Origin of the sequence: Paenibacillus phyllosphaerae (assembly GCF_014192105.1) — a bacterium.
GTDB classification, from domain to species: domain Bacteria; phylum Bacillota; class Bacilli; order Paenibacillales; family Paenibacillaceae; genus Paenibacillus_Z; species Paenibacillus_Z phyllosphaerae.
The window spans coordinates 534,363-557,029 of record NZ_JACHXK010000002.1; the positions used below are offsets into that span (position 1 = coordinate 534,363).

Below are 22,667 nucleotides of genomic sequence, written 5' to 3' on the forward strand. Positions count from 1 at the left end.
CAGTAAGAGGGAACGGAGGATTGGAGAATGAATTTGGCGGATATGCTCAGTTACGCAGATATCGTACAGCTTAGCCGGATCGCGTCGACTTATCGCTGCGAGTGCAATGGTCATTCCAAGAATGAGTTGATCCAATCTATTCTATCGACTGTGAGTCGAAGAGATGTGTTCGAAGCCCAGATTAGCGCAATGGAGCTCGAAGATCTGAGGTTCATGAACTCGCTGCTGTTTGATCCCCGAGATGCCTTCAGCCTGGAAGAGTTGCTTGCCCGGGCCGAACAGAGCAAATTCGACGGCCAGCCCGTTACGCCGCCGCTTGGCGAAGCACAAGTCCCTTCGGACAAGCCATCCGCCAAAAAAACGAGCACGAAACGCAGCAAAGCGGCCAAGGAACTACCGCCGGTCGAAACAGGTCCGCGAGCGGCCATCTCGCGGTTTAAGCAATACGGATGGCTGTTTAACGGTTTTGCCGGCCAGAATCGCTATTTGTTCCAGGTGCCGGCTGATTTGAAAACACGCTTCAAGGAAGCGCTCGAGCGCCGGTTTGAAGCGCAGCTCGTATTCGCGGCCAACGATCCGCATGCTTACCGGGATGAGCAGCAGCTATTGGGCGAGGATGTGCAGGAGTTCCTGACCTTCATCCATCAGAACGAGATTCAGCTGACTTCGGACGGCGCCATGTATAAAAGAAGCATTCTCCAAATCATGGACCGGTTCGCGGTGAAGGAGCAGCTCCCCGGCAAAGGAGAATGGCGCTTCGGCTATGGCCGGCGGATGAAGGATTACCCAAACCGGATGTCCTTGATCTATGATTACTGCTACTACAACGGATGGATCGCCGAGCATGATATGTTGCTCATCTTGACGGCTGCGGGGAAGGAGCGACAGGCGCAGCGCATTGCGGAAGCGCCCGACAAGCTGTACCGGTTCTGGCTTCGCTTGTATAAGAACGCCATACCGAATATCCGCTCTCTCGTGCACTGGATGGATAAGCTGTCTAGCAGATGGGTGACGGCCGATTCGCTCAAGCACGCCTTAATGCCTTATATCAAGCCCTACTTTTATGATGGAGCAGACACGATTATTGAACAGCGTCTGGCAGGGATGATGCTTCACTTAGGCATGCTGCGGATTGGGGAGCACGAGGAACAGGGTAAAGTTATTCGTGTGACCCCGCTTGGCAGGGCGGTTGTCGCAGGTCTGAATCTAGATGATGAAGAAGCGATCGTGCTTGAATAACCTTCCCGCGCGATCGTGGTAGGCTATGGCACATTCCGCTTTCAGGCGGGCAAACATATGAAGCGCCCTGTCTTGCAGCCGAATATGATTTAGTAGAAGCCAATTTAATCGCAAGTCCTATATGCTTTGCCTCGAATCACCTCTCGAAATCGCCGCAGCAGCGTAAGATTGCCTTCAAGAGCAAGATGGACGATGTGGACAACATTGCCAGGGGAATGGGTATAGGATCTCTTTAACGAATGCTTGGAGGTGTATCCTATGGACAAAATGAAAGTATCTTATGAAGCCATGCTTGGACTTGCAGCTGAGATGGTGCTGGATAAAGCGGTCGTCGAGTTTCGGACGCAGCGATTGTATCAGGCGATTGATAAAGCGCTAGCCACTGGAGATAAGGATACGTTTCGCAGGCTTACCGATGAATTGAAGACTTTGCATGCGTGAGGTAGAAAAGGCTTGCAGGCATGGGCTTTGGTCCTATGCATGCAGGTCTTTTTTTTGGTCTTTTTTTTGCGTTTTCGCTTGTGGTAGGATAGGAGGATGCTTAGGAGTGAATAGTTCAACTGAATAAGGGGATAGGTGAATTATGAAATTTAGCGAGTTGACGCGAGAACAATGGGCAGAGCTTCAGCCTTACCTGGATACAGCGGTGCTGCCGGTTACGGGACTTACAGGGAACGAAATGCCTTATGAAGCGACCGAGGCCCTTGAGCGTCTGCGGGATGTGCTTGACCTGGTCGAGAATCCCTTCAAAGGAAGAATTGTCACTTATCCGGTTGTGCAGTATGTCGAGCGGGAAGGAGGAGGCCGGGAGCTTGAGCGGATTTGCCTAAGTTTGAAGGGGATCGGCTTCCGCTTCGTTATCGTCACGGCAGCATTCAACCTGAATTCATTTTCGGACGAGCTTGTTTCAGCCGATTTGATCATCGATGTGAAGCAGGACGGGACTTTGCCGGCAGGAGCTGAGGTAAGCGAGGCTGTCCGCAAATTATGGCTTGGCCGTTGAACATGCCGTTTGCTCTGCCTATTCGACGGCAGTTGCATAAGGCGACACCTAATGGGGAAAAACAAATGCCAGAGAAGGTCAATTGTGACAAAATCGTAACAATTTCAAAATGGGATTTTGTTCCGCCCTGCAAAACTTGTGACGTATTCTTGACGCTCTATAGCACCTAGGATATTATAGGAAATGTCCTAAGTTCGTCATACGTTTTGCTTTGCGAGGCAAGACGCAAGATATGGTTGGCAAAGGGGGTAGAACAGAAGATGAGTAACCACGATCAAGAGAAAAACCATCGGCCGGTGAAACGCAACGAAATGTCCCGACGTCAATTTTTGTCATATACGCTCGGAGGCGCAACGGCTTTCATGGCTGCGGGCGTAACGCTGCCAATGATTCGTTTCGCGGTTGATCCGATCCTTAAGAAGAAGAGCGAGAGTACTTGGGTTAAGGTTGTTGAAGAGGCAAAAGTTACGAACGAACCGCAAGAATTCAAATTCAACATCCATCAGATCGATGGCTGGTACGTGAGCGATCCGGAGCAGACGGCTTGGATCACGAAGGACGAGCAGGGTAACTATTTTGCCCTTTCGCCGGTATGTAAGCATCTCGGATGTACGATTGGCTGGAATACGGAGAAGAATAACGAGTACGTATGTCCGTGCCACGGCGCGCATTACACGATGGACGGCAAGAACTTGTCCGTCGCGCCGAAACCGCTTGACGAGTACGACCTGAAGGTTGAATCCGGTTGGATTTATCTCGGTCCGATCAAAGCAAACACACGGGTATAAGGAGGGCGTAGGCTCAGATGTTGAAAAATGTGTACAACTGGATTGACGAACGTCTCGACATTACGCCGCTGTGGAGGGACGTGGCGGACCATGAGGTTCCTGAGCACGTTAACCCTGCTCACCACTTCTCCGCGTTCGTGTATTGTTTTGGCGGATTGACGTTTTTCATCACAGTCATTCAGATTTTGTCCGGGATGTTCCTGACGATGTATTTCGTACCGGATATTCTTAACGCTTACAAGAGCGTTGACTACCTGCAGCATAAAGTTGCCTTTGGCGGTATTGTGCGCGGGATGCACCATTGGGGCGCAAGTCTTGTGCTCGTAATGATGTTCTTACATACGCTTCGTGTATTCTTCACAGGTTCCTATAAGGCGCCTCGTGAGATGAACTGGGTTGTCGGCATGTTGATTTTCTTCGTCATGCTCGGCCTTGGTTTCACCGGTTACCTGCTTCCTTGGGATAACAAGGCATACTTCGCGACTAAAGTAGGCATGCAGATCGCGGAAGCGGTACCAATCATTGGTCCTTACGTGAAGGAACTGCTGCAGGGCGGCGACATTATCGGCGCCGAAACGTTGACGCGATTCTTCGCTATTCACGTCTTCTTCCTGCCAGGTGCGCTGCTTGCGTTGCTTGGGGCTCACTTTATCATGATCCGCAGACAAGGGATTTCTGGACCACTTTAAGCCGAAGGGAGGTTATTCGCGAATGGCACATGGTCACAAATCGAACGAAAAAGTCATCTACGTTGGTGACTCTCGGGTACGTAAGCCAAAAGCTGTCGGCAGTGACACTATCCCGCCGGACTACACGGCTTTTCCGGGTAAATCCGAAGCCTTTATCCCGAACTTCCTGCTGAAGGAATGGATGGTAGGCTGCGTAGCGCTCGTAGGCTTCCTCGTTCTGACGATTGCGGAACCAGCACCGCTTGGTTATCCGGCAGACCCGACGAACGCGGCATTCATCCCGATGCCGGACTGGTACTTCTTGTTCTTGTATCAATTCCTTAAGTACCCATATGCTTCCGGTAACTACGTTGCCTTTGGTATCCTGGGTGTACCGGGCGTTGCATTTGCCGCTCTCTTGCTCGCTCCATTCCTGGATACAGGCAAAGAGCGTCGCTTCTACAGAAGACCGATTGCATCGTCGCTAATGGTTCTGTCGCTCTTCTCTCTGTTCTATCTGACCAAGGTTTCTTGGGATCACTACGAGCACGAGCTTGCGCTGACGAATACGATTCCGGAGCATCACTTGCGTGAAGAGAAAGCCCGCGAAGAGTGGGAGAAGACGCAAGCCAATGGCGGCGTTCCGGTGGAAGAAGCCGTTGTGCCGATCGTCGATAAGGACGATCCCGCAATGGAGATTGTCAAAGCAAACTGCGTTGCATGCCATGCTACAGATCTGAAAGGAAATGAAGGCGCCGGTGTTCCTGCATTGACAGGGGTAGGCGATGTTCATTCCAAGGAGGAACTGGTGGAGATCGTCACGAATGGTTTGGGCGGCGGCAAGATGCCTGCATTCGGCGAACGTCTGAGCGCGGAAGAAATCGATCAGCTGACGACTTGGCTGGCAAAACAGAAGAAAGCTGAATAAGCTTACGCAAAACCTGATCGTCTCTTGAAGCGATCAGGTTTTTTTTGTAATCTATACAGAAGCGTTTACGTACCCGGAGGTGTCAGACTGTGATTCGGTTATTTTTCAGCCGGGCGTTTCTAACGAGTCGTCCGTTCTTGTGGCTATTGTTCGTAGTGAATACATTAGGAACGATTTACGGCTATATCTGGTATGGAGAGCAGCTGCAATTCACATTGGAGAATCATCCTGCATGGCAGCTCGTCTTCGTGCCGGATAGTCCGACGGCCAGCTTGTTCTTCACGCTATCTCTGCTCTACTTATTATTCCCGCTCAAACCTCAAGCCGGACTGGCAGCAAGGGTGCTGCGCCAAATTATTGAAGCGCTTGGCGTAGTTACTTCCATTAAGTATGGTATCTGGGCGGTTGCCATGATTCTGGCAGGCGCTGCCAAAGGGGATCAGCTAGTATGGCAGCAATATATGTTGATCGTCTCGCACCTGGGAATGGCGATTGAAGCGTTGCTGTACGCCCGTTTCTTCGTGTTCGGCCGAATCGCTGCACTGGCTGCGACTTGTTGGCTGTGGCTGAATGATACGGTTGATTATCATTATGGCGTCTATCCTTGGCTTCCCGAAGTGCTCGATGAAATTGTAAGCACGGTCCGCAACTTTACCTATGGCCTGACGTTGTTCAGCTTCCTGCTCACGCTCCTAGCACTGGCGTTAAGTTGGAAAGCTAGGCAAACGAAGGTCTAACATTGGACATCCCCCCATACATTGTATTGGGGGGTATGCGCGTATGCAGGGGAAACGATGGATTAAACTGATGATTATGACAGCCATTCTGCTCATTCCGACGACAGGCTGTATGAAGAATACGGCTAACACGGTAGCTGTGGATCAGACCGCAGCGGCAGACAAGTGGCAAACCCTGGCGGGGAACAGCAAGATTGTTCAGATTGCGGACGAGCTCTACGCAGCAGCCAATGTAGGCAATCGTCAATTGGCTTATGCCTCGCTCGTGAAGCTTGAGAAGGAATCGAAAGATCCAGCCATCCGAACCGTCGGGGAACGTACTGGCTGGGAGGCATTTGATCATAGCATACAGCAAGCGAAGAAGGCGCTAAGCAGCTCGAATTTATCCGCAGCCTATCTGGAAGCTTCCAGACTAAAGCTAGCCGTGGACGCTATTTTCCAGCAAGCGCCATTGTGGCATCAATACCGCGCATTGATCCAAGACGATATGAACCGGTTGCATCAATCGTGGGTAGTCCAATGGGAAGATCGGCCGTCAGCTGAATTGGCTGCCTTGCAGGTTCTCAGGGTGCATGCCGAACGGTTCGAGGTTGCCGCGCTGCTGGAACGACCGGAAGAGCGGGTAGCTTCCTTCCAGGATCAGATCAGCCGGATGGAATATGCGATCATTTATGCAGCTAAGAGCGGGGAAATGAATGAACGCAGCAAGGCGCTGGACGAGGCATGGACATTGCTTCAGCGTTCAGCGGATTCCTTATTCCAAGACAGTTCGGCCACGAAGACGGCTGCTGGAGGAATTGAGCCGGCAGATCTGCAACAAGGCATCGCGAGCATGGCGGTCCGTGAACAGCTGACGACGATGTTTATCGGGGCTTTCGTCATGAGCGTATTAGCTTTCGTTGGCTGGCGAAGATATAAGTTCGAGGAAAGCCACGGTGCGGCGTATCCGCCGCCCAAATCACCGTGGGATCGATAGTGCAGGCTAAGGGACAAGGAAGTTATTCTTCCTTGAACCCTTCTCCAAGCACATCGTGTACATCTGATATAACGACGAACGCCCTCGGGTCGATACTGCGTATGATCGTTTTTAGCCGTCTGATTTCATGACGTGCGACGACGCAGTAGACGACCTGTTTTTTATTGCCTGAATACGCGCCTTTCGCATCGAATATGGTGACGCCGCGTTCCATCTCCTTGGTTACAAGCGCAGAGATTTCTTCGCCGTGATCGGTGAACACATTGAAGGCTTTGGCGGCATATGCGCCTTCTTGTATGAAATCAATGACCCTGGCGCCGATAAATACGGCAACCAATGTATAGAGCACTTTTTCTTTCGAAATGTAAAACAGCGAAACCCCAATAATGAAAGCATCCAGTGTAAGAATGACTTGTCCCATGCTCCAGCCGCGCAGCTTGGAACAAATGCGGGCAATGATATCGGCGCCGCCTGTCGTTCCGCCAAATCGGAACACGATGCCAAGACCGGCGCCTGTCGTCACGCCGGCATATAGCGCGGCAAGTATGTAATCGTGCGAGGTTTGGAAAGGTGTCATCCATCCGGCATCGATGCATTTCTCGATCAGCCAGAGGAAGAAGGATAGCGAGACCGTTCCATATATGGAGTAGCCCATTTGGCCTTTGCCCAGTATTCTCCAACCAACAATGAACAGCGGAATGTTCAAGATTAAGGTGGACAGGGATAGCGGGAAGTTGAACGCATAGTTCAGCAGAACGCCGATACCCGTAACCCCGCCTTCCATTAACTGGTTTGGAATGATGAAATACTGAAGGCCGAACGCGTAAATCGCGGTTCCGAGTGTGATCATGGGCAACATTCGGAACATAGCGGACATGTTAACATTCATGCGAGATAAACTCCTTCTGCAAATTATCACGTGCTGACTTGACTAGTATGGCTGATTTGGGCGCAATCGAAAAGCATTGTTTTCACCGACGCTTTACGATAACATATGGAGTGAACCTTAGGGAAGGAATGGATTTATCAATGAACGAGAAATCGCTCGCACAAATTCAGCGTGAGGTTGACCAATACATATCCCAATTCAAAGAAGGCTATTTCAGCCCGCTATCCATGCTTGCCCGCATGACGGAAGAAGTCGGCGAACTGGCAAGGGAAGTCAATCACCTCTACGGCGAGAAGCCGAAGAAGGCGGATGAGGCTGAGAACTCCATCGAATACGAATTAGGCGATATTCTTTTTATTATTACCTGCTTTGCCAACTCGCTGGGTATCGATCTAACCGAAGCCCATAATAAGGTCATGCACAAGTTCAATACGCGTGATGCCGGGCGCTGGACGCCAAAAAACGTCGAACCGTAAAGGCCTCCCATACATATGCTGTACCATCAACCTGGTACAAGGAGGATGGCATATGGATGGAGAATCCTGTGTGAAGAAGGCATATGAGTCGATATTGAACGGCGATTACGAACAAGCAATTGCATGGTTTGAGCAGGCGATTGAACTGGAGCCTAATCAAGCGGCGCATCATTATAAATGCTCGATTACTTGCGCGCGTAGCGGCAAGTGGCAGAAGGCACTCAGTCACGCACTGCAGGCTGTTCAGCTCGATGAAGCGAAGGAAGAATACCGTTTCCAGCTTCAGACCGTGCAAGCCAAACTGCTCGTGACCGAGGCTGAAGCGAAGTTAGGGCTATCCGAGCCTGATACTGACGCAGCGATCGAGAAATTGAAAACCGCAGCCAAGCTGGACCCTCTTAATGTAGATGCACTGCTGCTGCTTGGCGCTGTCTATGCTTCGTTAGATTGTTACGACGAAGCCGCAGATTTCGCGAAGGAAGCGATGAGGCTGGACCCGATGCATAGTGCTGCGATACGGTTATTCGATGACGTGCAGCGCAAGCGTCAGCGGATGAGGCGAATCATCGTTCGCAAGAGAAAACGAAAGAACAGGTGAATACGAAATGGCAGAGAAGATTAAAGTGGCAGTTGCGGGGGCGCGCGGCCGTATGGGCCGTGAAGTAGTCAAAATGGTTCTTCAAGACGAACAACTTGAGTTGGTTGCAGCCGTCTCGCCCTCGGCTGGGCCTGTAGATGCGGGCATACTGGCCGGAACTTCGGCTTGCGGCGTGTTGATCTCGCCAGATCTCGAAACCGCGCTCGCAGCGGTCGAAGCCGATGTGTTGGTCGACTTCTCGATCCCTCAAGTAGGGTACGAGAATACCGTTACGGCGATCACGCACGGCGTTCGTCCAGTTATCGGGACAACCGGCATTACACAAGATCAAATGAAAGAGTTGGACAAGCTTTGCCAGGAACGCGGAATCGGCGCGTTGATTGCTCCGAACTTCTCCATTGGCGCGATTCTGATGATGCAGTTCGCGGCGCAGGCCTCTAAGTATTTCCCTCATCTGGAAATCATCGAGTACCATGGCGACCAGAAGCTTGATGCGCCGTCCGGCACTTCGATCAAGACAGCCGAGCTGATCTCGGAGATTCGCCCTGAGCTCCGTCAAGGGAATCCGAACGAGGAAGAGATTATCGATGGCTCGCGCGGCGGCTATTACAACGGATTCCGTATACATAGCGTGCGTCTTCCGGGCGTATTCGCTCAACAGGAAGTTGTTTTTGGCGCATTCGGCCAAACATTGAAAATCAGACATGACTCGTATGACCGTGCTGGTTATATGCCAGGTGTTAATCACGCCGTGAAGAAAGTAATGACGTATACTGGACTTATTTACGGTTTTGAGCACATTATGGATTAAGAGACTTAACGAGTCGGGTATACGGGAGAGGAGAACTCAGCATGAATATTGCATTTATTGCCCACGATCGCAAGAAGGAAGAAATGGTTAACTTTGTCCTTGCCTATGAGCCTGTGTTTACAGGCCATACTTTATATAGCACAGGTACGACGGGGATGCGGATTATGGAGCAGACGAGTCTGACGATTAACCGCTTCATGTCCGGTCCGCTGGGAGGCGATCAGCAGATCGGAGCCCTTGTAGCGACGAATGAAATGGATCTCATTATTTTCTTGCGCGACCCGCTGATGGCACAGCCGCACGAGCCGGATATTATCGCGCTGCTTCGTCTCTGCGATGTGCAAGGTATTCCGGTAGCGACGAATGTGGCAACCGCCGAACTGCTTGTTAAGGCACTTGAACGTGGCGATTTTGCTTGGCGCGAACTGGTTCACAAATATAAGCCGGAGTGAGCGAAATGACACAATCCGTTGATATTTTGGCGTTCGGCGCACATCCTGACGATGTAGAGATCGGGATGGGCGGCGCGATTGCCCGGCATGTACATGCCGGCATGAAGGTCGCGATATGCGATCTTACAGAAGCGGAGATGTCCTCCAATGGCACCGTGGAATCGAGGCGGCTAGAAGCTGCCGAAGCTTCCGCGGTGCTTGGTTTATCGGCACGTTCTTGTTTGGGCTTGCCGGATCGGGGACTCACCGGATCAGCTGATCAGATCGAAGCGATCGTCCGGGAAATCCGGCGACTGCGGTCGCGAATCGTGTTCGCGCCGTATTGGAATGACCGCCATCCGGATCACAATGCATGCAGTGCAATGGTCGAAGAAGCGGTTTTCAATGCGAAGCTTCGCAAATACATACCTGAGCTTCCACCCGTTACGGTGGAACAGCTTATTTTTTATTATATTAATGACAGCGAGAACATTACGTTAATCATGGATGTGAGTGCGCAGTATGAGCAGAAGCTGGCTTCTCTGCGCGCATACCGGTCTCAGTTCAATCCGTCTAGCCTGACATCGGATCATGTGCAAACTCCGCTTACAGACCGCTACATTGAGCGCGTTGAAGCGCGGGACATGCTGTTAGGCCAGACACGCGGCTGGGGGCATGCGGAAGGATTCACGACGAAGCGACCGCATGCGGTTACGATGTTTTAACGACAGATTTCCTCATTCCAAGCATATAGTTGTCAATAACAAGCGCATCAGGAGGTGTAGACCGTGACGAGACCCTTAAAAATCGGCATTACCTGTTATCCCACGTTAGGCGGTTCTGGCGTCGTTGCAACAGAGCTTGGCAAGCTGTTGGCGGAAAAAGGGCATGAGATTCATTTTATTACGCACAGCATTCCATTTCGGCTCGGACAATTCAAAAAAAATATTTTCTTCCATGAAGTAGAAGTAAATGATTATTACGTATTCCGGTATCCTCCTTATGATTTGTCATTGGCAAGCAAGATGGCTCAAGTGGCCAAAATGCAAAATCTCGACCTGTTGCATGTCCATTACGCGGTTCCGCACGCGGTTTGTGCGTTCCTGGCCAAGCAGATGGCGGGTTACGACTTGCGTACGGTAACCACCTTGCACGGAACGGATATTACGGTACTCGCCCAGGATGAATCGCTCAAGGATCTGATCCGGCTGGCGATCAATTCCAGCGATGCCGTGACGGCCGTGTCGAACGATCTGATTAAGGAAACGCGCGAATTGCTCGATATCGACAAGAACATCGATCTAACCTATAACTTTGTCGACAAGCGGATCTATTACCCGCGCAGCTGCGCTTCGCTCCGCAGCGACTTTGTGTCGGATAACGAGAAGATATTAATGCATATCTCCAATTTCCGGCCGGTCAAACGAGTCAGCGACGTCGTCGATGTGTTCGCGAAAGTCCATGAGCAGGTGCCGAGCAAGTTATTGTTGGTCGGGGAAGGCCCGGATCTTCCTAAGATTCAACAGAAGATCCGTACGATGGGCCTCGAGGATCGCGTGCATTTCTTAGGCAAGCAAGATGATGTGGCGCATGTCATCTCGATTGCGGACCTGATGCTGCTGCCTTCCGAGAAGGAGAGCTTCGGCTTGGTCGCGCTGGAAGCAATGGCTTGCGGCGTACCGACGATCGGTTCGATTGCCGGCGGAATTCCGGAGCTTGTGACCCATGGAGAGACGGGGTATCTGTCACCGGTAGGCGATACGGATTCGATGGCGGCAGATGCGATCCGGCTGTTGCAGAACGAGCGGATGTTCCATGAATTCAGGGAAGCTTGTCTGCACCGGGCTAGAACACGCTTCTGCAATGACCGGATTACGGCCGAGTACGAGCAAATCTATTATCGCGTATTAGGGCTGGATGTCGAGCTTCCGGAGCCGGTTTGTACGGAGTAGTCAACTGATCCAAGCTTAGAAGAAGGGAGCGCGTATACGATGTTAATTGAAGGCGAGATGAGACGAGCGCTCCCTGTCGTGGAGACGTTAATGTCCGGCGGCTACGAAGCCGTATTCGTCGGCGGATGCGTCCGCGATACATGGATGGGACGTAAGCTGAAGGATATCGATATCGCGACCTCGGCGACACCGGAACAAGTGATGGCGTTGTTCCCGCACCATATTCCGACGGGACTGGCCCACGGCACGATAACCGTCATGCTAGGCGGCGTTGCCTATGAGGTGACCACCTATCGCAAAGAGTCAGCCTACGAACAATTCCGGCGTCCGTCCGAAGTCGAGTTCGTAACCGACCTGGAAGCCGATCTGCTACGTCGTGATTTCACGATCAATGCGATGGCGCTTCGGGCGGATGGAACGCTGGTCGACCCGTTCGGCGGTGCTGCGGATTTGGCGCAAGGCATCTTGCGGTGCGTCGGCGAGGCGGATGCCCGATTCCAAGAGGATGCGCTGCGAATGGTGCGCGCCGTTCGTTTCGCGGCCGAATTCCAGCTGCGTATTGCGTTAGGAACGTGGCGGGCATTGCGCCGTCATGCGCATTTGCTGACGCATGTTGCGATGGAACGCGTCGGCGCGGAAGCGGATAAAATGATGGGCGGCAGCGATCCTAAGCGAGCCGCCGTTTTGTTTGCCCGGAGCGGATTGCTCGAACACACGAAGCAAGCGTTGCCTGCTTCTGTACGCGATGCGGCGCATCGGCTTGACGCAGCAGAGTTACTTCTCTCAGGTCATTCGGATGGGACGCGTGGAACGGAGCATACGGAGCTTCAATGGCTCTTGCTGAGCATATCGATCGGGATGCCTCCGAATGAAACCGAGAACTTGTTCGATGCGCTGCGCTTCTCGACGAAGCGTACGTCTAGTCTGGCCGCCGTGATGCGGATGTGGGAACGGATGAAGGGGATAACGGCTGACGGTCAGGCTAGCGGGACTTCAGCGGAAGCGGACATGCTGTATCGGCAATGGATCGAAGCGATATTGGAAGAAGGCATGCCGGCTGCGTCACTGTTAATTGAGGCCTTGAAGGCGATCGACCACAAGCGTGCGGTCCCTTCTAAAACATCTTGGCTGCCTGCGGGGCAGCTTGAACAATGGATGAAGGAGCTTCCTGTCACGAACCTCCGGGACTTGGCGGTTAAAGGTTCGGATCTGATGCGGGAATTGCGTAAGCCTAGCGGGCCATGGCTTGGTAACCTGTTGAAGCAGCTTGTGCATGATGCTGCCTATCGTAAAGTGGAGAATAATCAAGCGGCGCTGATTAGCCGCGGGATCGATTATATGAGAGAACGGGAGAGCGAAACGCGATGAGCAATCGGATACTAGAGCTGCTAAGCAGCGGCAGCGGCCAATATGTGTCCGGTGAGCTGCTTAGCAGAGAACTGGGCATTAGCCGCACGGCGATATGGAAACAGATCAAGAAGCTTGAAGTGCAGGGGTATGTCATTGAAGCTTCGCCGAGGCTCGGTTACCGGCTGGCGGGCAAACCGTCCAAGCTGACTATGCCCGAACTGATGGAGCATCTGAGGGATACTTCGATCGTAAGCAGCATCAAATTATTCGAATCGGTCGATTCCACGCAAAACATTGCGCATCGGTTGGCGGAAGAAGGCGCACCTTCGGGAACGCTCGTTATTGCGGAACAGCAGACAAGCGGCCGCGGCCGCATGGGCAGGCAATGGGTATCGCCTTCAGGTAAAGGCATTTACATGAGCATGGTGCTGCGTCCGGACCTGCCGCTTCAATTCGCCCCGCAGCTCACGTTGTTGACAGCGGTTGCACTTTGCCGCGCGCTTAAGGAGATCGCGCCGCTGCCCATCGGCATCAAATGGCCGAATGACCTGCTCATTGAGGGGAAGAAGATCAGCGGGATACTGCTGGAATCCGCGGCGGAGGATGAACGGTTGCGCCACGTTATCATGGGCATCGGCATCAGCGTGAATCTGACGGAGGATGATTATCCCGAAGAGCTGCTCCCGATCGCGACGTCATTGCGTATCGCCTCGGGCGGTGAACCGCTCGATCGCGCCGCTGTTATTGCCAGTTTCATGAAGCAGTTCGAACACCTGTACGCCGTCTATATCAGCCAAGGCTTCTCGCCGATTCAGACGTTATGGGAAGCATTGTCGGTAACGCTGCATAAACCGACCAAATTAATGACGCCTCAAGGCGTCGTAGAAGGAATTCCGGTAGCGCTGAACGACAGCGGAGCGCTCCTCGTCCGGCTGGGAGATGGCCGCGAGATGCCGATCTTCTCGGCGGAATCGATGCGTCCCCCGCAAGGCTGAGTCGTTCATAGACGTTATTTTGACGTTCTGATATACTGAAGACAGATCGAGAAGCTTCGCATCGGGGCGGTATCGCGAATGCGAACTGCACCTGGCGGCCTTGAAGCCTCGGTTGAAGTTAATACGTCAATTGCATGGCATTGCGTATTCTGCTCTGAGCCGTAGGGACCGAGACAGAAGGAAGCTTGCGTAAGCAGCGAAAGATGCTCCTTTTTGATTTGGGACCTTTTTAGCGGCGGCTAAAAGGTTTTTTTGTGTTTACCCTAATCCTTGAAGGAGGACGACAACGATGAAACAAGCATTGACCATTACGAAGATGAAAAAGATGAAACAAGCGGGGGAACCGATCACCATGCTCACCGCTTACGATTACCCGTCTGCGAAGCTCGCGGAGGAAGCCGGGATCGATATCATTCTGGTGGGCGATTCGCTGGGCAACGTTGTGCTTGGATACGATACAACCATTCCGGTCACATTGGATGACATGGTCTACCATACACGCGCCACGGTTAGAGGGGCAACGAATACGTTCGTCGTCGCAGATCTTTCTTTTATGACATATCGTCTTGGTATTGAGACGACGCTGCGCAATGCCGCTCGCCTGATGCAGGAGGGGCTGGCAAGCGCCGTGAAGATGGAAGGCGGAGCCGATATTGCCGATGAGGTATCCGCGCTCGTAAGAGCAGGTATTCCGGTAATGGGCCATATTGGCTTGACGCCGCAATCCGTCCATCAGCTGGGCGGTTATAAAGTGCAGGGCAAACTTCCGAAGGAAGCTCAGCAGCTGATCGATGATGCAAAGGCGCTGGAAGCCGCCGGCGCGTTCGCGGTCGTGCTGGAGCTTGTAACGGAGCCGCTCGCAGAACGTATTACGAAGGAACTTTCCATTCCGACGATCGGAATAGGTGCAGGACGTGCTTGTGACGGCCAAGTGCTCGTCTTCCATGACCTGCTGCAATATGCTTCGCCTTACCGGGAGAAGAAGTTTGTGAAAACGTACGCCGATATCGGTTCGACGATTCGCACGGCGATTGGAAGCTACGTCTCGGAAGTTAAAGCGCGCGTATTCCCTGCGGAGCAGCACGCGTTCGGTGTTGTAGAACCGTCGGTCGAGATTTCGAATCTCTACGGCGGAGCGGGAAGCGCCGCTGCAGATCCTCAAGCGGCGCAGCAGCAGCCAGAACCGGGCAACGAACAAGTGCAGGAGAAAGAACTGCAGCATCAGGGAGGCGTCAAAGCGTGATCGTCGCAACGACAATAGCAGAATTGAAACAAGCGCTGAAGGAGTGGAGGGAGTCCGCTCCTTCCACGGCGCGGGTCGGATTTGTTCCTACGATGGGTTTTTTACACGAAGGGCATGCCAGCCTGATGCGCAGATCGAAGGCCGAATGCGAGTATTCGGTCTTATCCATCTTCGTCAATCCGCTGCAATTCGGACCGAATGAAGATTTTGACCGCTATCCGCGTGATGCGGAGCGTGATTTGGCCCTAGCTGAGGCCAATGGCATCGACCTGGTCTTCATGCCTTCGGTTGCCGAGATGTATCCGAAGAAGCCGGTCACGAAGATCTTGATTAGCGAGGTGACGGAGCGTCTGTGCGGCGCTTCCCGTCCCGGGCATTTCGACGGCGTCGGCATCGTCGTCAGCAAGCTGTTCCACCTTGTGCAGCCCGATCGCGCCTATTTCGGCATGAAAGACGCGCAGCAGGTGGCCGTCATCGAGCGGATGACCGAAGATCTGAACATCCCGGTGGAGATCGTTCCTTGCGAGACCGTACGGGAAGCTGACGGGCTTGCGCTCAGTTCGAGGAATGTTTATTTAAGCCAAGAGGAGCGGGCGCAAGCCGTTATTCTATCGCAGACGCTTAAGGCGGCGGAAACCTGGGTGAAAACTCCGGGCATGACGAAACGCGCGCTATCGGATAAAATAGAATCGTCGATCGGACAGGCGTCGCTTGCGGAGATTGACTATGCCGAAATATTGACGTATCCCGATCTGGAAGAACCGGATGCAGCGGCAGACCTTTCCGATTATGAAGGAAAGCTTATCATCGCACTCGCTGTCAAATTCGGCCGTACGCGGCTGATCGATAATCGTTTATTGGAACTCCGTGGAGGTGGCATACATGTATAGAACGATGATGAAATCCAAAATTCACCGGGCAACCGTAACCGAAGCGAATTTGAATTATGTCGGCAGCATTACCATCGATGAGGATTTAATGGATCTTGCGGATATTTGGGCCAATGAAAAGGTTCAAATCGTCAACAATAATAATGGCGCTCGACTAGAAACTTATGTCATAACAGGTCCGCGCGGATCGGGCGTAATCTGTCTGAACGGCGCAGCAGCCCGGCTGGTGCAACCAGGCGATAACGTCATCATTATTTCGTACGGCATGATGACCGAAGAGGAGGCGCGCAGCTATAAGCCGAAAGTGGTTCTGATGGATGCGGGCAACAAGCCGATCGAGACGCAATACGAAGAGGTTCATGCGACGATCGTCTAATGCTTAAGCCTGAGCCGCATGCATTTGGCGCTTTTGTATAACAGCTGCCATGTAGTATGAAAAGCTCCCCCCACGCAAAGAATGAGCATAACATTTCATCCTAAAACAAAGCGTGAAAAGGTGGGGATGCAGGCGATGTTCCAGCATGTATTCGCAACGATGCACGAATTGCTTGACGACATCATGAGTCATTATGGCCAAGCTGGCGTAGAACAAAAGAAGCAATACTTCGAACAGTTATCCATGTTAAAATCAATGAGTGATACCTTCATTGAGGAATGGCTGACGTTCGAAGAGAAGTTAGCGGAATTCCGTGACACTCATCGTGATCCGGTGCAGAAGATGGAACTGCCTCTAACTGATCATGAGCACGAGCATAACCCGATGCAGCCGGCAGTCGCCGCGCAGAAGCTGAATCTCGCGGCAGCTCCGCTTGCCGCTGCCAAGGCAACGCCGAACTGCACAGGGGAAACGGCACAGCAGCAAGAAGCGCAGTCGATTGCTAAAGGCCAAGGATACTTCAAGCTCTTCATGTTCAAAGATGCAGCCCTTCATTTTGAACAAGCTGTTGCGGCAGCGCCCGAAGATAATAGGGCACGGTTGTTTTTGGCCATGACGTATATGCATTTGCAGGATTGGCCCGAAGCCCAGCGTCATTTTCAGCTGCTCGTCGAATTGACCGATCATCCGAAGTGGCGCGCGCTCGGTTATAACGCGCTTGGCTGTATTCAAGCGATACGCATGAACCTAGAGCAGGCTGAGCGTTATTTCCTCAAGGCACACGAGACGGATCCGGGATTCACCGATCCGTTGTCCAACTTGAAATCATGTCAGGACCACAAAGGGCACTTATCCTTATATTTCGGAAGCGGGCAGCTCTAGTCTTGGGAGAGGACCAGGAAACGATAACATGAATTATGCGGTATTAGATCTCGAAACAACCGGACATGGCGCCGGCGATGAAATCATACAAGTCGGCCTGGTGCTGCTTGACGAGGCGATGCAGACGGTTCGCACATACAGCAGCTTCGTCAAGCCCACCATACCGATACCAGCTTTCATTACGCAATTAACGGGCATTGACGAGTCGATGGTCGAAGATGCGAAGTCGGCGGAGGAAGTGCTCCTGGAGCTCATTCCTCTGCTCGACGACGCTGTCCTCGTCGCTCATAATGTCGGTTTTGACGCAGGCTTCTTGAATAACGCGCTTGACCGCTGCGGTTACTTGCCATTTACGGGCAGAAGGCTTGATACCATCGATCTGCTGCGGATTCTATATCCGACGCTGACAACGTATCAACTAGGCGCGGTTACCGAATTTTTCGGCATTGAACATGATCATCATCATCGCGCTGACAGCGATGCGATCGCAACGGCGGAGTTGTTCGCGCTCTGCTTCCGCAAGCTCGAGCAGATGCCGCTCTTAACGTTGCAACGGTTAGCTTCATTACTTGGCGATCAGATTGACGATCTAGGCTGGTTCGTGAATAAGATTGCCGTGCGTAAGGAGATGATGGGCTCCGTCGATCTGGACGCCTATCAGTACTTCCGCCAGTTCGCCATGCAGGCAGGCGATTGGACGGACGAACAGCCTCCGCGCGAGGGCTTGGAGGCAGAGGTAACGGATTGGACGTTCGACCAGTTCCTCACGTACTTAAAAGCGAACATTAAGGCGCAAATTCCGGGTTACGAGGAACGCGAGCCTCAAAATATGATGTTTCAAGAGGTGCTGGCTGCGCTGGAGCAGGACCAGCATTTGCTCATTGAGGCGGGGACGGGGACAGGCAAATCGCTTGGTTACCTCATCCCGGCTCTGTTCTATGGTATCCAGCAGAACAAAAAGATAGTCGTCAGCACGCACACGATTAATTTGCAGGAGCAGCTTCGCCAACGCGATCTCCCGCTCTTGCAGTCGGTCATGCCTTATCCGTTCCGTGCAGCTATCTTCAAAGGGCGCGGCAACTATATGTGCCTGCGCAAATTCGAGAATAAAGTGAATATGCAAGACTTCGCATCTCCGAATGAAGACCGGATTACCGCTTCCCAGATGGTCGTATGGCTATCGGAGACGGGGTACGGGGACCAGGAGGAGTTGAATTTCGGCAACAAGGGAGCAGACTTCTGGTCGACGGTCGCAAGCGACGCCGATTCCTGCTTGAATCGCAGCTGCCCATGGTTCAAGCGCTGCTTCTACCACCGCGCCAAGCAGGAAGCCAATCTGGCTGACGTGGTCATTACGAATCACTCCATGCTGTTCACCGATATCCGAGCAGACCATCGGCTGCTGCCAGGCTATGAGCATCTGATTGTAGACGAAGCGCACCATATGGAAGAAGTAGCGGGCAAGCATCTAGGCACGCAGCTATCGTATCATTCCGTACAGCATCCGGTATTCCGGCTATGCAAAGACGCCCGTAACGGCCAACTCATACAGCTGATGCATAAGCTGGCAAGCGAGACGGGGGAGAAGTCGCTCGCGTGGCGGGAGACGATCGACGATGTCGTACCTGACTTCGGCGATTTGCGCGATGAGTGGGACCGGCTGTTCGAGCTGCTGTACGGCATGATGGGCAGAGGATCGTCGGATACGACGGAGACCGGCCAGCTTGTGCTTCGATTGAGGCATCAAGAATTGCCGAAGCAGTGGAATGACGCGCAAATCATTGAAGAAGCGGTACATGGCTATCTCAGCAAAATCGTTCGTTCGCTCGACAAAATATTCACCGAAATGAAAGATGAGCTCGACGACCAATCGCTCGTTGCCATGGTCACCGATCTTAGCGGAACCGTTAAGGACCTGACTAGGGCCAGAGACGAGCTTCGCGCCTTCATGAAGGCCGACAAGGCCGACGTGGTCTATTGGCTAGAAGCGAATACGAATTTCCGGGCAAAATCGATTCATCTGTATTCGGTTCCCGCAGACGTTAGCGAGCAGCTGAGAATGTACTTCTTCGAAGCGAAGAAAAGCGTGGTGCTTACATCCGCGACGCTATCCGTTCAGAAGTCGTTCCAGTATGCCGCTGAGCAGCTTGGGCTTGGACCGGATGAGAAAAGCGGCCGGCTTCGCACCGTTCAGCTGCCGTCTCCGTTCAATTACCGCGAGCAGGCGCTTGTCGTGATTCCGCGTAACTTACCGGTCTTGAAGGGAGCTGCCGGCGATCCGCTATTCAACGAGCTGCTCGTGAAGTCGCTTGCGGAATCGGCCGTAGAGACGAAGGGCCGAATGCTCGTCCTCTTTACGTCATACCGTATGCTCAAGCAGGTCTACGATCCGCTTAAGGAAGCGTTAGCGGCGCATGGTATTCAAGTACTCGGGCAAGGGATCGACAGCGGCAACCGGAGCAAACTGACGAAGCGATTTCAGCAGAATACGGCATCGGTCCTCCTCGGAACGAGCAGCTTCTGGGAAGGCGTCGATATTCCAGGCGACGCGTTGACCTGCCTGGCGATCGTCAGACTCCCGTTCCAGCCGCCGAATCATCCGCTCATCGAGGCCAAATCCGAGATGCTTCAGCAGCAGAAACAGAATCCGTTCATCAAACTATCGGTACCGCAGGCGGTTATCAAATTCAAACAAGGCTTCGGCAGGTTAGTTCGCACTTCGCAAGACAAAGGCATCGTATTAATTTATGACACGCGCGTGATCGATTCTTATTATGGCAAGTATTTCTTGTATTCCCTGCCTGGGCCCAAGATCGAGACGATGCATTTGGATCAAATCGTGCCCCGGATTCGGCAGTGGCTGTCCGCTGGAAGAGGTGAAGTGTAAATGACAAAGTCGTTCAAAATTTCTGAAGCTGTCGTTAGACGGCTTCCGGTCTATTTGCAAGTATTGGGTGATCTGCAGCAGCGGGACATCCAGACCGTCTCATCGCAGGAGCTCGGCAATAAACTCGATCTCAATCCGGCTCAAATTCGTAAGGATCTCGCTTATTTCGGCGAGTTCGGGCGCAAAGGGATCGGTTATGACGTCTCTTATTTGATCGAGAAGATCAGGCAGATCCTTAAGCTGGACCAGCCGCTCAGCGTCGGCCTGGTCGGCGCTGGTAATTTGGGACGGGCGCTTTGCAATTATAATACGTATTTGAAGGATAATATGAAGATTACGGCAGTATTCGATGCCCATCCGTCCATTGTGGGCTCGAGCATTAATGGATTGCCTGTGCTCTCGATGGATAGCCTCAGCGAGACGGTTAAGGCGCTGAACATTCGGATCGGCATCATTACGGTACCATTCTTCGAAGCGCAGAATGTTGCGGACAGATTCGTGGAAGCGGGCGTGGAGGGCATTCTGAACTTCGCGCCTGTCATTCTCCGCGTGCCGGACCATGTGCGGATCCACTATGCGGATTTTACAAGAGATTTGTTAAGCCTTGCGTATTATTTGGAGAAAGAAGGAGATTCAGAGGATGAACCGCTTGTGGATTGAGAATGGCATTTTTGTCACGATGGATGAGCAGCAGCCTGTCGTGAAAGGACATATGGTCGTCGAGAACGACCGTATTATTTACATAGGAGAAGCAGCGCCTCAGCCGGAGCCTGAACAGGCAGAGCGCCTCAACGGCCAAGGCTTGTTGTTTATGCCGGGGCTTATCAATACGCACGCTCATTCCGCGATGTCGCTCCTAAGAGGCTATTCGGATGACGAAGCGCTGCAAGTCTGGCTCGAGCAGAAGATGTGGCCGATGGAAGGCCGCTATACGGATGAAGACGCGCATTGGGGCAACTCCCTAGCTGCGCTGGAGATGTTGAAGTCGGGCACGACCACCTTCGTGGACATGTACGACCGGATGCCGATTCTGGCCAAAGTCGTGGAACAATCCGGCTTGCGAGGCGTTCTGACACGCGGCGTCATTGGACTGTGCTCGCCCGAAGAACAAACCGCGAAGCTGGAAGAAGCGAAGCAGTTCGCGAAGGAATGGAACAATCAGGCCGATGGACGCATTCGCACGATGCTCTCGCCTCACGCGCCTTATACCTGTCCGCCGGATTATATTGAGCGGATCGTTGCAGCCGCGCATGAACTGGATTTGCCGCTCCATATCCACATGTCGGAATCCGCGGCTGAAGTGCAGCAGAACGTCAACGATTACGGTACGCGCCCAGTCGAGCATCTCGACAAGCTTGGCTTCTTCTCGCGTCCTTCGCTCGTGGCGCATGCGGTCCATCTTAACGACGAAGAGATTGCGCTCATGGCTGCCCGCGGCGTTGCGGTTTCGCATAACCCGGCTTCTAACTTGAAGCTCGCCAGCGGCGTCGCGCGCGTCCCAGCGCTTCTAGCGGCAGGCGTTACGGTATCGCTCGGAACGGACAGCGCAGCCAGCAACAACAATCTGGACGTCTTCGACGAGATTCGCCTCGCGGCGCTCATCCATAAAGGCGTATCCGGCGATCCGACAGCCGTTCCAGCCATTGAAGCGCTGCGGATGGGAACAGTCTATGGGGCGCGTGCGATCTGGCAGGAGGATCAGCTCGGCGTGCTGAAATCCGGCATGAAGGCGGACTTCATTGCGATCGATATCGACCAACCGCACTTCTACCCGCAGACGGATATGATCTCCCATCTGGTGTACAGCGGCTCCGGACGCGATGTTAAGCATGTCTGGATCGATGGCCGCCAGGTCGTCAAATCAGGGACATGCCTGCTGCTCGACGAGGAGAAGATCAAGGCGGAATCGCAACGCAGCTTCGAAAGGCTGCTGGGTCGTTAATGCGCACTGTTCGCCGTAAACGCAAGCCGTTCTGGACGCCGGTGCGGATTGTTCTGGCCTCCGTTACGGGGCTTCTAACGATCATAATCGGCATCAACGCTTATTATTGGCATGTCCAATCGCCTTTCTGGGAAGAAGAGAATGCCGCCAAGTCAGCGGCCGAGCAGAATGCAGGCCTGCATGATTCATCCAGCGCCTACAAGTATGTATGGGATACAACCGCTTGGATCGTACTTGGCAAGGACGCTGACGGTGATGCGGCAATCGCTTGGCTGCCGGAAGAGGGCGGACAACCGATCATCCGCAAGAAGGAAGAGGGCATCGCACGGGCCGAGCTTAAGGAGCAATTCCAGCAATCGAAGCCGGATGCCGATCTCGAGCATATGCAAGTGGGCCTCCTGGAAGGCCAACCGGTATGGGAACTGTTCTATTCCCGTGACCAGGCGGGTGTCGAAACCTATTATTACGACTTCTATCGCTACAACGACGGCGGTTATATCATCACGTATAATCTGCCGAAACAATAAGCCATTTGAACAAGATCAAGAGCTGTTGCAGACTTCCTGCAGCAGCTTTTTGCCGTTTCTAGCGATGCTGCGTATATTG

General features: G+C 52.9%; 25 protein-coding genes. 24 read left to right on the forward strand and 1 reads right to left on the reverse strand.

What is annotated here, in order from left to right:
• The first annotated feature begins 27 nt into the window (after window positions 1-27).
• The 8 genes from FHS18_RS06635 to FHS18_RS06670 all read left to right on the forward strand — a co-directional run bounded on the left by FHS18_RS06635 (window position 28) and on the right by FHS18_RS06670 (window position 6,339).
• Window positions 28-1,239: a hypothetical protein gene (locus FHS18_RS06635; RefSeq protein WP_183598225.1), complete on the forward strand. Its 1,212-nt coding sequence runs from the start codon at window positions 28-30 to the stop codon at window positions 1,237-1,239.
• Between the two features lie 258 nt (window positions 1,240-1,497).
• Window positions 1,498-1,680: an IDEAL domain-containing protein gene (locus FHS18_RS06640; protein ID WP_183598227.1), complete on the forward strand. Its 183-nt coding sequence runs from the start codon at window positions 1,498-1,500 to the stop codon at window positions 1,678-1,680.
• A gap of 142 nt (window positions 1,681-1,822) precedes the next feature.
• Window positions 1,823-2,242, forward strand: a complete 420-nt coding sequence (locus FHS18_RS06645) for a DUF2487 family protein (RefSeq protein WP_183598229.1) — start codon at window positions 1,823-1,825, stop codon at window positions 2,240-2,242.
• Between the two features lie 260 nt (window positions 2,243-2,502).
• Entirely contained in the window at window positions 2,503-3,030 is a 528-nt protein-coding gene (locus FHS18_RS06650; RefSeq protein ID WP_183598231.1) for a Rieske (2Fe-2S) protein, read from the forward strand.
• 17 nt (window positions 3,031-3,047) lie between these two features.
• Window positions 3,048-3,719, forward strand: a complete 672-nt coding sequence (gene qcrB / locus FHS18_RS06655) for a menaquinol-cytochrome c reductase cytochrome b subunit (RefSeq protein WP_183598234.1) — start codon at window positions 3,048-3,050, stop codon at window positions 3,717-3,719.
• 22 nt (window positions 3,720-3,741) lie between these two features.
• The gene (locus FHS18_RS06660) at window positions 3,742-4,626 is read left to right on the forward strand and encodes a menaquinol-cytochrome c reductase cytochrome b/c subunit (RefSeq protein WP_183598236.1); all 885 of its coding nucleotides are present in this window, start codon (window positions 3,742-3,744) and stop codon (window positions 4,624-4,626) included.
• A gap of 89 nt (window positions 4,627-4,715) precedes the next feature.
• Complete coding sequence (locus FHS18_RS06665) at window positions 4,716-5,363, forward strand: DUF1405 domain-containing protein (protein ID WP_183598238.1); 648 nt, start codon at window positions 4,716-4,718, stop codon at window positions 5,361-5,363.
• 43 nt (window positions 5,364-5,406) lie between these two features.
• Window positions 5,407-6,339, forward strand: a complete 933-nt coding sequence (locus FHS18_RS06670) for a sporulation protein YpjB (protein WP_183598240.1) — start codon at window positions 5,407-5,409, stop codon at window positions 6,337-6,339.
• A gap of 22 nt (window positions 6,340-6,361) precedes the next feature.
• Here FHS18_RS06670 and FHS18_RS06675 read toward each other — a convergent pair whose 3' ends face one another.
• Window positions 6,362-7,228: a YitT family protein gene (locus FHS18_RS06675; RefSeq protein ID WP_183598241.1), complete on the reverse strand. Its 867-nt coding sequence runs from the start codon at window positions 7,226-7,228 to the stop codon at window positions 6,362-6,364.
• A 140-nt stretch (window positions 7,229-7,368) separates the two neighbouring features.
• Here FHS18_RS06675 and FHS18_RS06680 point away from each other — a divergent pair, with 140 nt between their 5' ends.
• The 16 genes from FHS18_RS06680 (at window position 7,369) to FHS18_RS06755 (ending at window position 22,588) form a co-directional block, all read left to right on the forward strand.
• Window positions 7,369-7,704 carry a nucleotide pyrophosphohydrolase gene (locus FHS18_RS06680; protein ID WP_183598243.1) on the forward strand — a complete coding sequence of 112 codons (336 nt, stop codon included), beginning with the start codon at window positions 7,369-7,371 and terminating at the stop codon, window positions 7,702-7,704.
• 70 nt (window positions 7,705-7,774) lie between these two features.
• Window positions 7,775-8,302 carry a tetratricopeptide repeat protein gene (locus tag FHS18_RS06685; RefSeq protein WP_343060430.1) on the forward strand — a complete coding sequence of 176 codons (528 nt, stop codon included), beginning with the start codon at window positions 7,775-7,777 and terminating at the stop codon, window positions 8,300-8,302.
• Between the two features lie 7 nt (window positions 8,303-8,309).
• The gene (gene dapB, locus FHS18_RS06690) at window positions 8,310-9,113 is read left to right on the forward strand and encodes a 4-hydroxy-tetrahydrodipicolinate reductase (protein ID WP_183598247.1); all 804 of its coding nucleotides are present in this window, start codon (window positions 8,310-8,312) and stop codon (window positions 9,111-9,113) included.
• Between the two features lie 41 nt (window positions 9,114-9,154).
• On the forward strand, window positions 9,155-9,565 hold the full coding sequence (gene mgsA, locus FHS18_RS06695; protein WP_183598249.1) for a methylglyoxal synthase: 411 nt from the start codon (window positions 9,155-9,157) through the stop codon (window positions 9,563-9,565).
• 5 nt (window positions 9,566-9,570) lie between these two features.
• A complete protein-coding gene (gene bshB1, locus FHS18_RS06700) occupies window positions 9,571-10,269 on the forward strand; it encodes a bacillithiol biosynthesis deacetylase BshB1 (protein ID WP_183598251.1) in 699 nt (232 codons plus the stop codon).
• 63 nt (window positions 10,270-10,332) lie between these two features.
• Entirely contained in the window at window positions 10,333-11,496 is a 1,164-nt protein-coding gene (bshA, locus tag FHS18_RS06705; RefSeq protein WP_183598253.1) for an N-acetyl-alpha-D-glucosaminyl L-malate synthase BshA, read from the forward strand.
• 39 nt (window positions 11,497-11,535) lie between these two features.
• Window positions 11,536-12,864 carry a CCA tRNA nucleotidyltransferase gene (locus FHS18_RS06710; protein ID WP_183598255.1) on the forward strand — a complete coding sequence of 443 codons (1,329 nt, stop codon included), beginning with the start codon at window positions 11,536-11,538 and terminating at the stop codon, window positions 12,862-12,864.
• The gene (locus tag FHS18_RS06715; RefSeq protein ID WP_183598257.1) at window positions 12,861-13,841 is read left to right on the forward strand and encodes a biotin--[acetyl-CoA-carboxylase] ligase; all 981 of its coding nucleotides are present in this window, start codon (window positions 12,861-12,863) and stop codon (window positions 13,839-13,841) included. Before FHS18_RS06710 ends, FHS18_RS06715 begins: the two co-directional genes overlap by 4 nt.
• A gap of 289 nt (window positions 13,842-14,130) precedes the next feature.
• A complete protein-coding gene (panB, locus tag FHS18_RS06720; protein WP_183598259.1) occupies window positions 14,131-15,084 on the forward strand; it encodes a 3-methyl-2-oxobutanoate hydroxymethyltransferase in 954 nt (317 codons plus the stop codon).
• Entirely contained in the window at window positions 15,081-15,974 is an 894-nt protein-coding gene (gene panC, locus FHS18_RS06725) for a pantoate--beta-alanine ligase (protein WP_183598261.1), read from the forward strand. The genes panB and panC overlap by 4 nt, the downstream gene beginning before the upstream one ends.
• On the forward strand, window positions 15,967-16,350 hold the full coding sequence (panD, locus tag FHS18_RS06730) for an aspartate 1-decarboxylase (protein ID WP_183598263.1): 384 nt from the start codon (window positions 15,967-15,969) through the stop codon (window positions 16,348-16,350). Before panC ends, panD begins: the two co-directional genes overlap by 8 nt.
• Window positions 16,351-16,485: 135 nt before the next feature.
• Window positions 16,486-17,232, forward strand: a complete 747-nt coding sequence (locus FHS18_RS06735) for a tetratricopeptide repeat protein (protein ID WP_183598265.1) — start codon at window positions 16,486-16,488, stop codon at window positions 17,230-17,232.
• Window positions 17,233-17,260: 28 nt separating this feature from the next.
• Entirely contained in the window at window positions 17,261-20,119 is a 2,859-nt protein-coding gene (gene dinG / locus FHS18_RS06740; protein WP_183598266.1) for an ATP-dependent DNA helicase DinG, read from the forward strand.
• A complete protein-coding gene (locus FHS18_RS06745; protein WP_183598268.1) occupies window positions 20,120-20,779 on the forward strand; it encodes a redox-sensing transcriptional repressor Rex in 660 nt (219 codons plus the stop codon).
• Window positions 20,760-22,061 carry an amidohydrolase gene (locus FHS18_RS06750; protein ID WP_183598270.1) on the forward strand — a complete coding sequence of 434 codons (1,302 nt, stop codon included), beginning with the start codon at window positions 20,760-20,762 and terminating at the stop codon, window positions 22,059-22,061. Before FHS18_RS06745 ends, FHS18_RS06750 begins: the two co-directional genes overlap by 20 nt.
• Window positions 22,061-22,588, forward strand: a complete 528-nt coding sequence (locus FHS18_RS06755; protein ID WP_183598272.1) for a cell wall elongation regulator TseB-like domain-containing protein — start codon at window positions 22,061-22,063, stop codon at window positions 22,586-22,588. The genes FHS18_RS06750 and FHS18_RS06755 overlap by 1 nt, the downstream gene beginning before the upstream one ends.
• Window positions 22,589-22,667 lie beyond the last annotated feature (79 nt).

Coding starts and splice junctions, on each gene's coding strand:
- FHS18_RS06735 (WP_183598265.1), top strand. CDS start 16,486: ATGTTCCAGCATGTATTCGCAACGATGCACGAATTGCTTGACGACATC.
- FHS18_RS06710 (WP_183598255.1), top strand. CDS start 11,536: ATGTTAATTGAAGGCGAGATGAGACGAGCGCTCCCTGTCGTGGAGACG.
- FHS18_RS06640 (WP_183598227.1), top strand. CDS start 1,498: ATGGACAAAATGAAAGTATCTTATGAAGCCATGCTTGGACTTGCAGCT.
- FHS18_RS06715 (WP_183598257.1), top strand. CDS start 12,861: ATGAGCAATCGGATACTAGAGCTGCTAAGCAGCGGCAGCGGCCAATAT.
- FHS18_RS06645 (WP_183598229.1), top strand. CDS start 1,823: ATGAAATTTAGCGAGTTGACGCGAGAACAATGGGCAGAGCTTCAGCCT.
- dapB (WP_183598247.1), top strand. CDS start 8,310: ATGGCAGAGAAGATTAAAGTGGCAGTTGCGGGGGCGCGCGGCCGTATG.
- FHS18_RS06650 (WP_183598231.1), top strand. CDS start 2,503: ATGAGTAACCACGATCAAGAGAAAAACCATCGGCCGGTGAAACGCAAC.
- FHS18_RS06755 (WP_183598272.1), top strand. CDS start 22,061: ATGCGCACTGTTCGCCGTAAACGCAAGCCGTTCTGGACGCCGGTGCGG.
- panB (WP_183598259.1), top strand. CDS start 14,131: ATGAAACAAGCATTGACCATTACGAAGATGAAAAAGATGAAACAAGCG.
- FHS18_RS06635 (WP_183598225.1), top strand. CDS start 28: ATGAATTTGGCGGATATGCTCAGTTACGCAGATATCGTACAGCTTAGC.
- FHS18_RS06745 (WP_183598268.1), top strand. CDS start 20,120: ATGACAAAGTCGTTCAAAATTTCTGAAGCTGTCGTTAGACGGCTTCCG.
- FHS18_RS06670 (WP_183598240.1), top strand. CDS start 5,407: ATGCAGGGGAAACGATGGATTAAACTGATGATTATGACAGCCATTCTG.
- FHS18_RS06680 (WP_183598243.1), top strand. CDS start 7,369: ATGAACGAGAAATCGCTCGCACAAATTCAGCGTGAGGTTGACCAATAC.
- bshB1 (WP_183598251.1), top strand. CDS start 9,571: ATGACACAATCCGTTGATATTTTGGCGTTCGGCGCACATCCTGACGAT.
- qcrB (WP_183598234.1), top strand. CDS start 3,048: ATGTTGAAAAATGTGTACAACTGGATTGACGAACGTCTCGACATTACG.
- dinG (WP_183598266.1), top strand. CDS start 17,261: ATGAATTATGCGGTATTAGATCTCGAAACAACCGGACATGGCGCCGGC.
- FHS18_RS06660 (WP_183598236.1), top strand. CDS start 3,742: ATGGCACATGGTCACAAATCGAACGAAAAAGTCATCTACGTTGGTGAC.
- FHS18_RS06750 (WP_183598270.1), top strand. CDS start 20,760: ATGAACCGCTTGTGGATTGAGAATGGCATTTTTGTCACGATGGATGAG.
- mgsA (WP_183598249.1), top strand. CDS start 9,155: ATGAATATTGCATTTATTGCCCACGATCGCAAGAAGGAAGAAATGGTT.
- panD (WP_183598263.1), top strand. CDS start 15,967: ATGTATAGAACGATGATGAAATCCAAAATTCACCGGGCAACCGTAACC.
- FHS18_RS06675 (WP_183598241.1), bottom strand. CDS start 7,228: ATGAATGTTAACATGTCCGCTATGTTCCGAATGTTGCCCATGATCACA.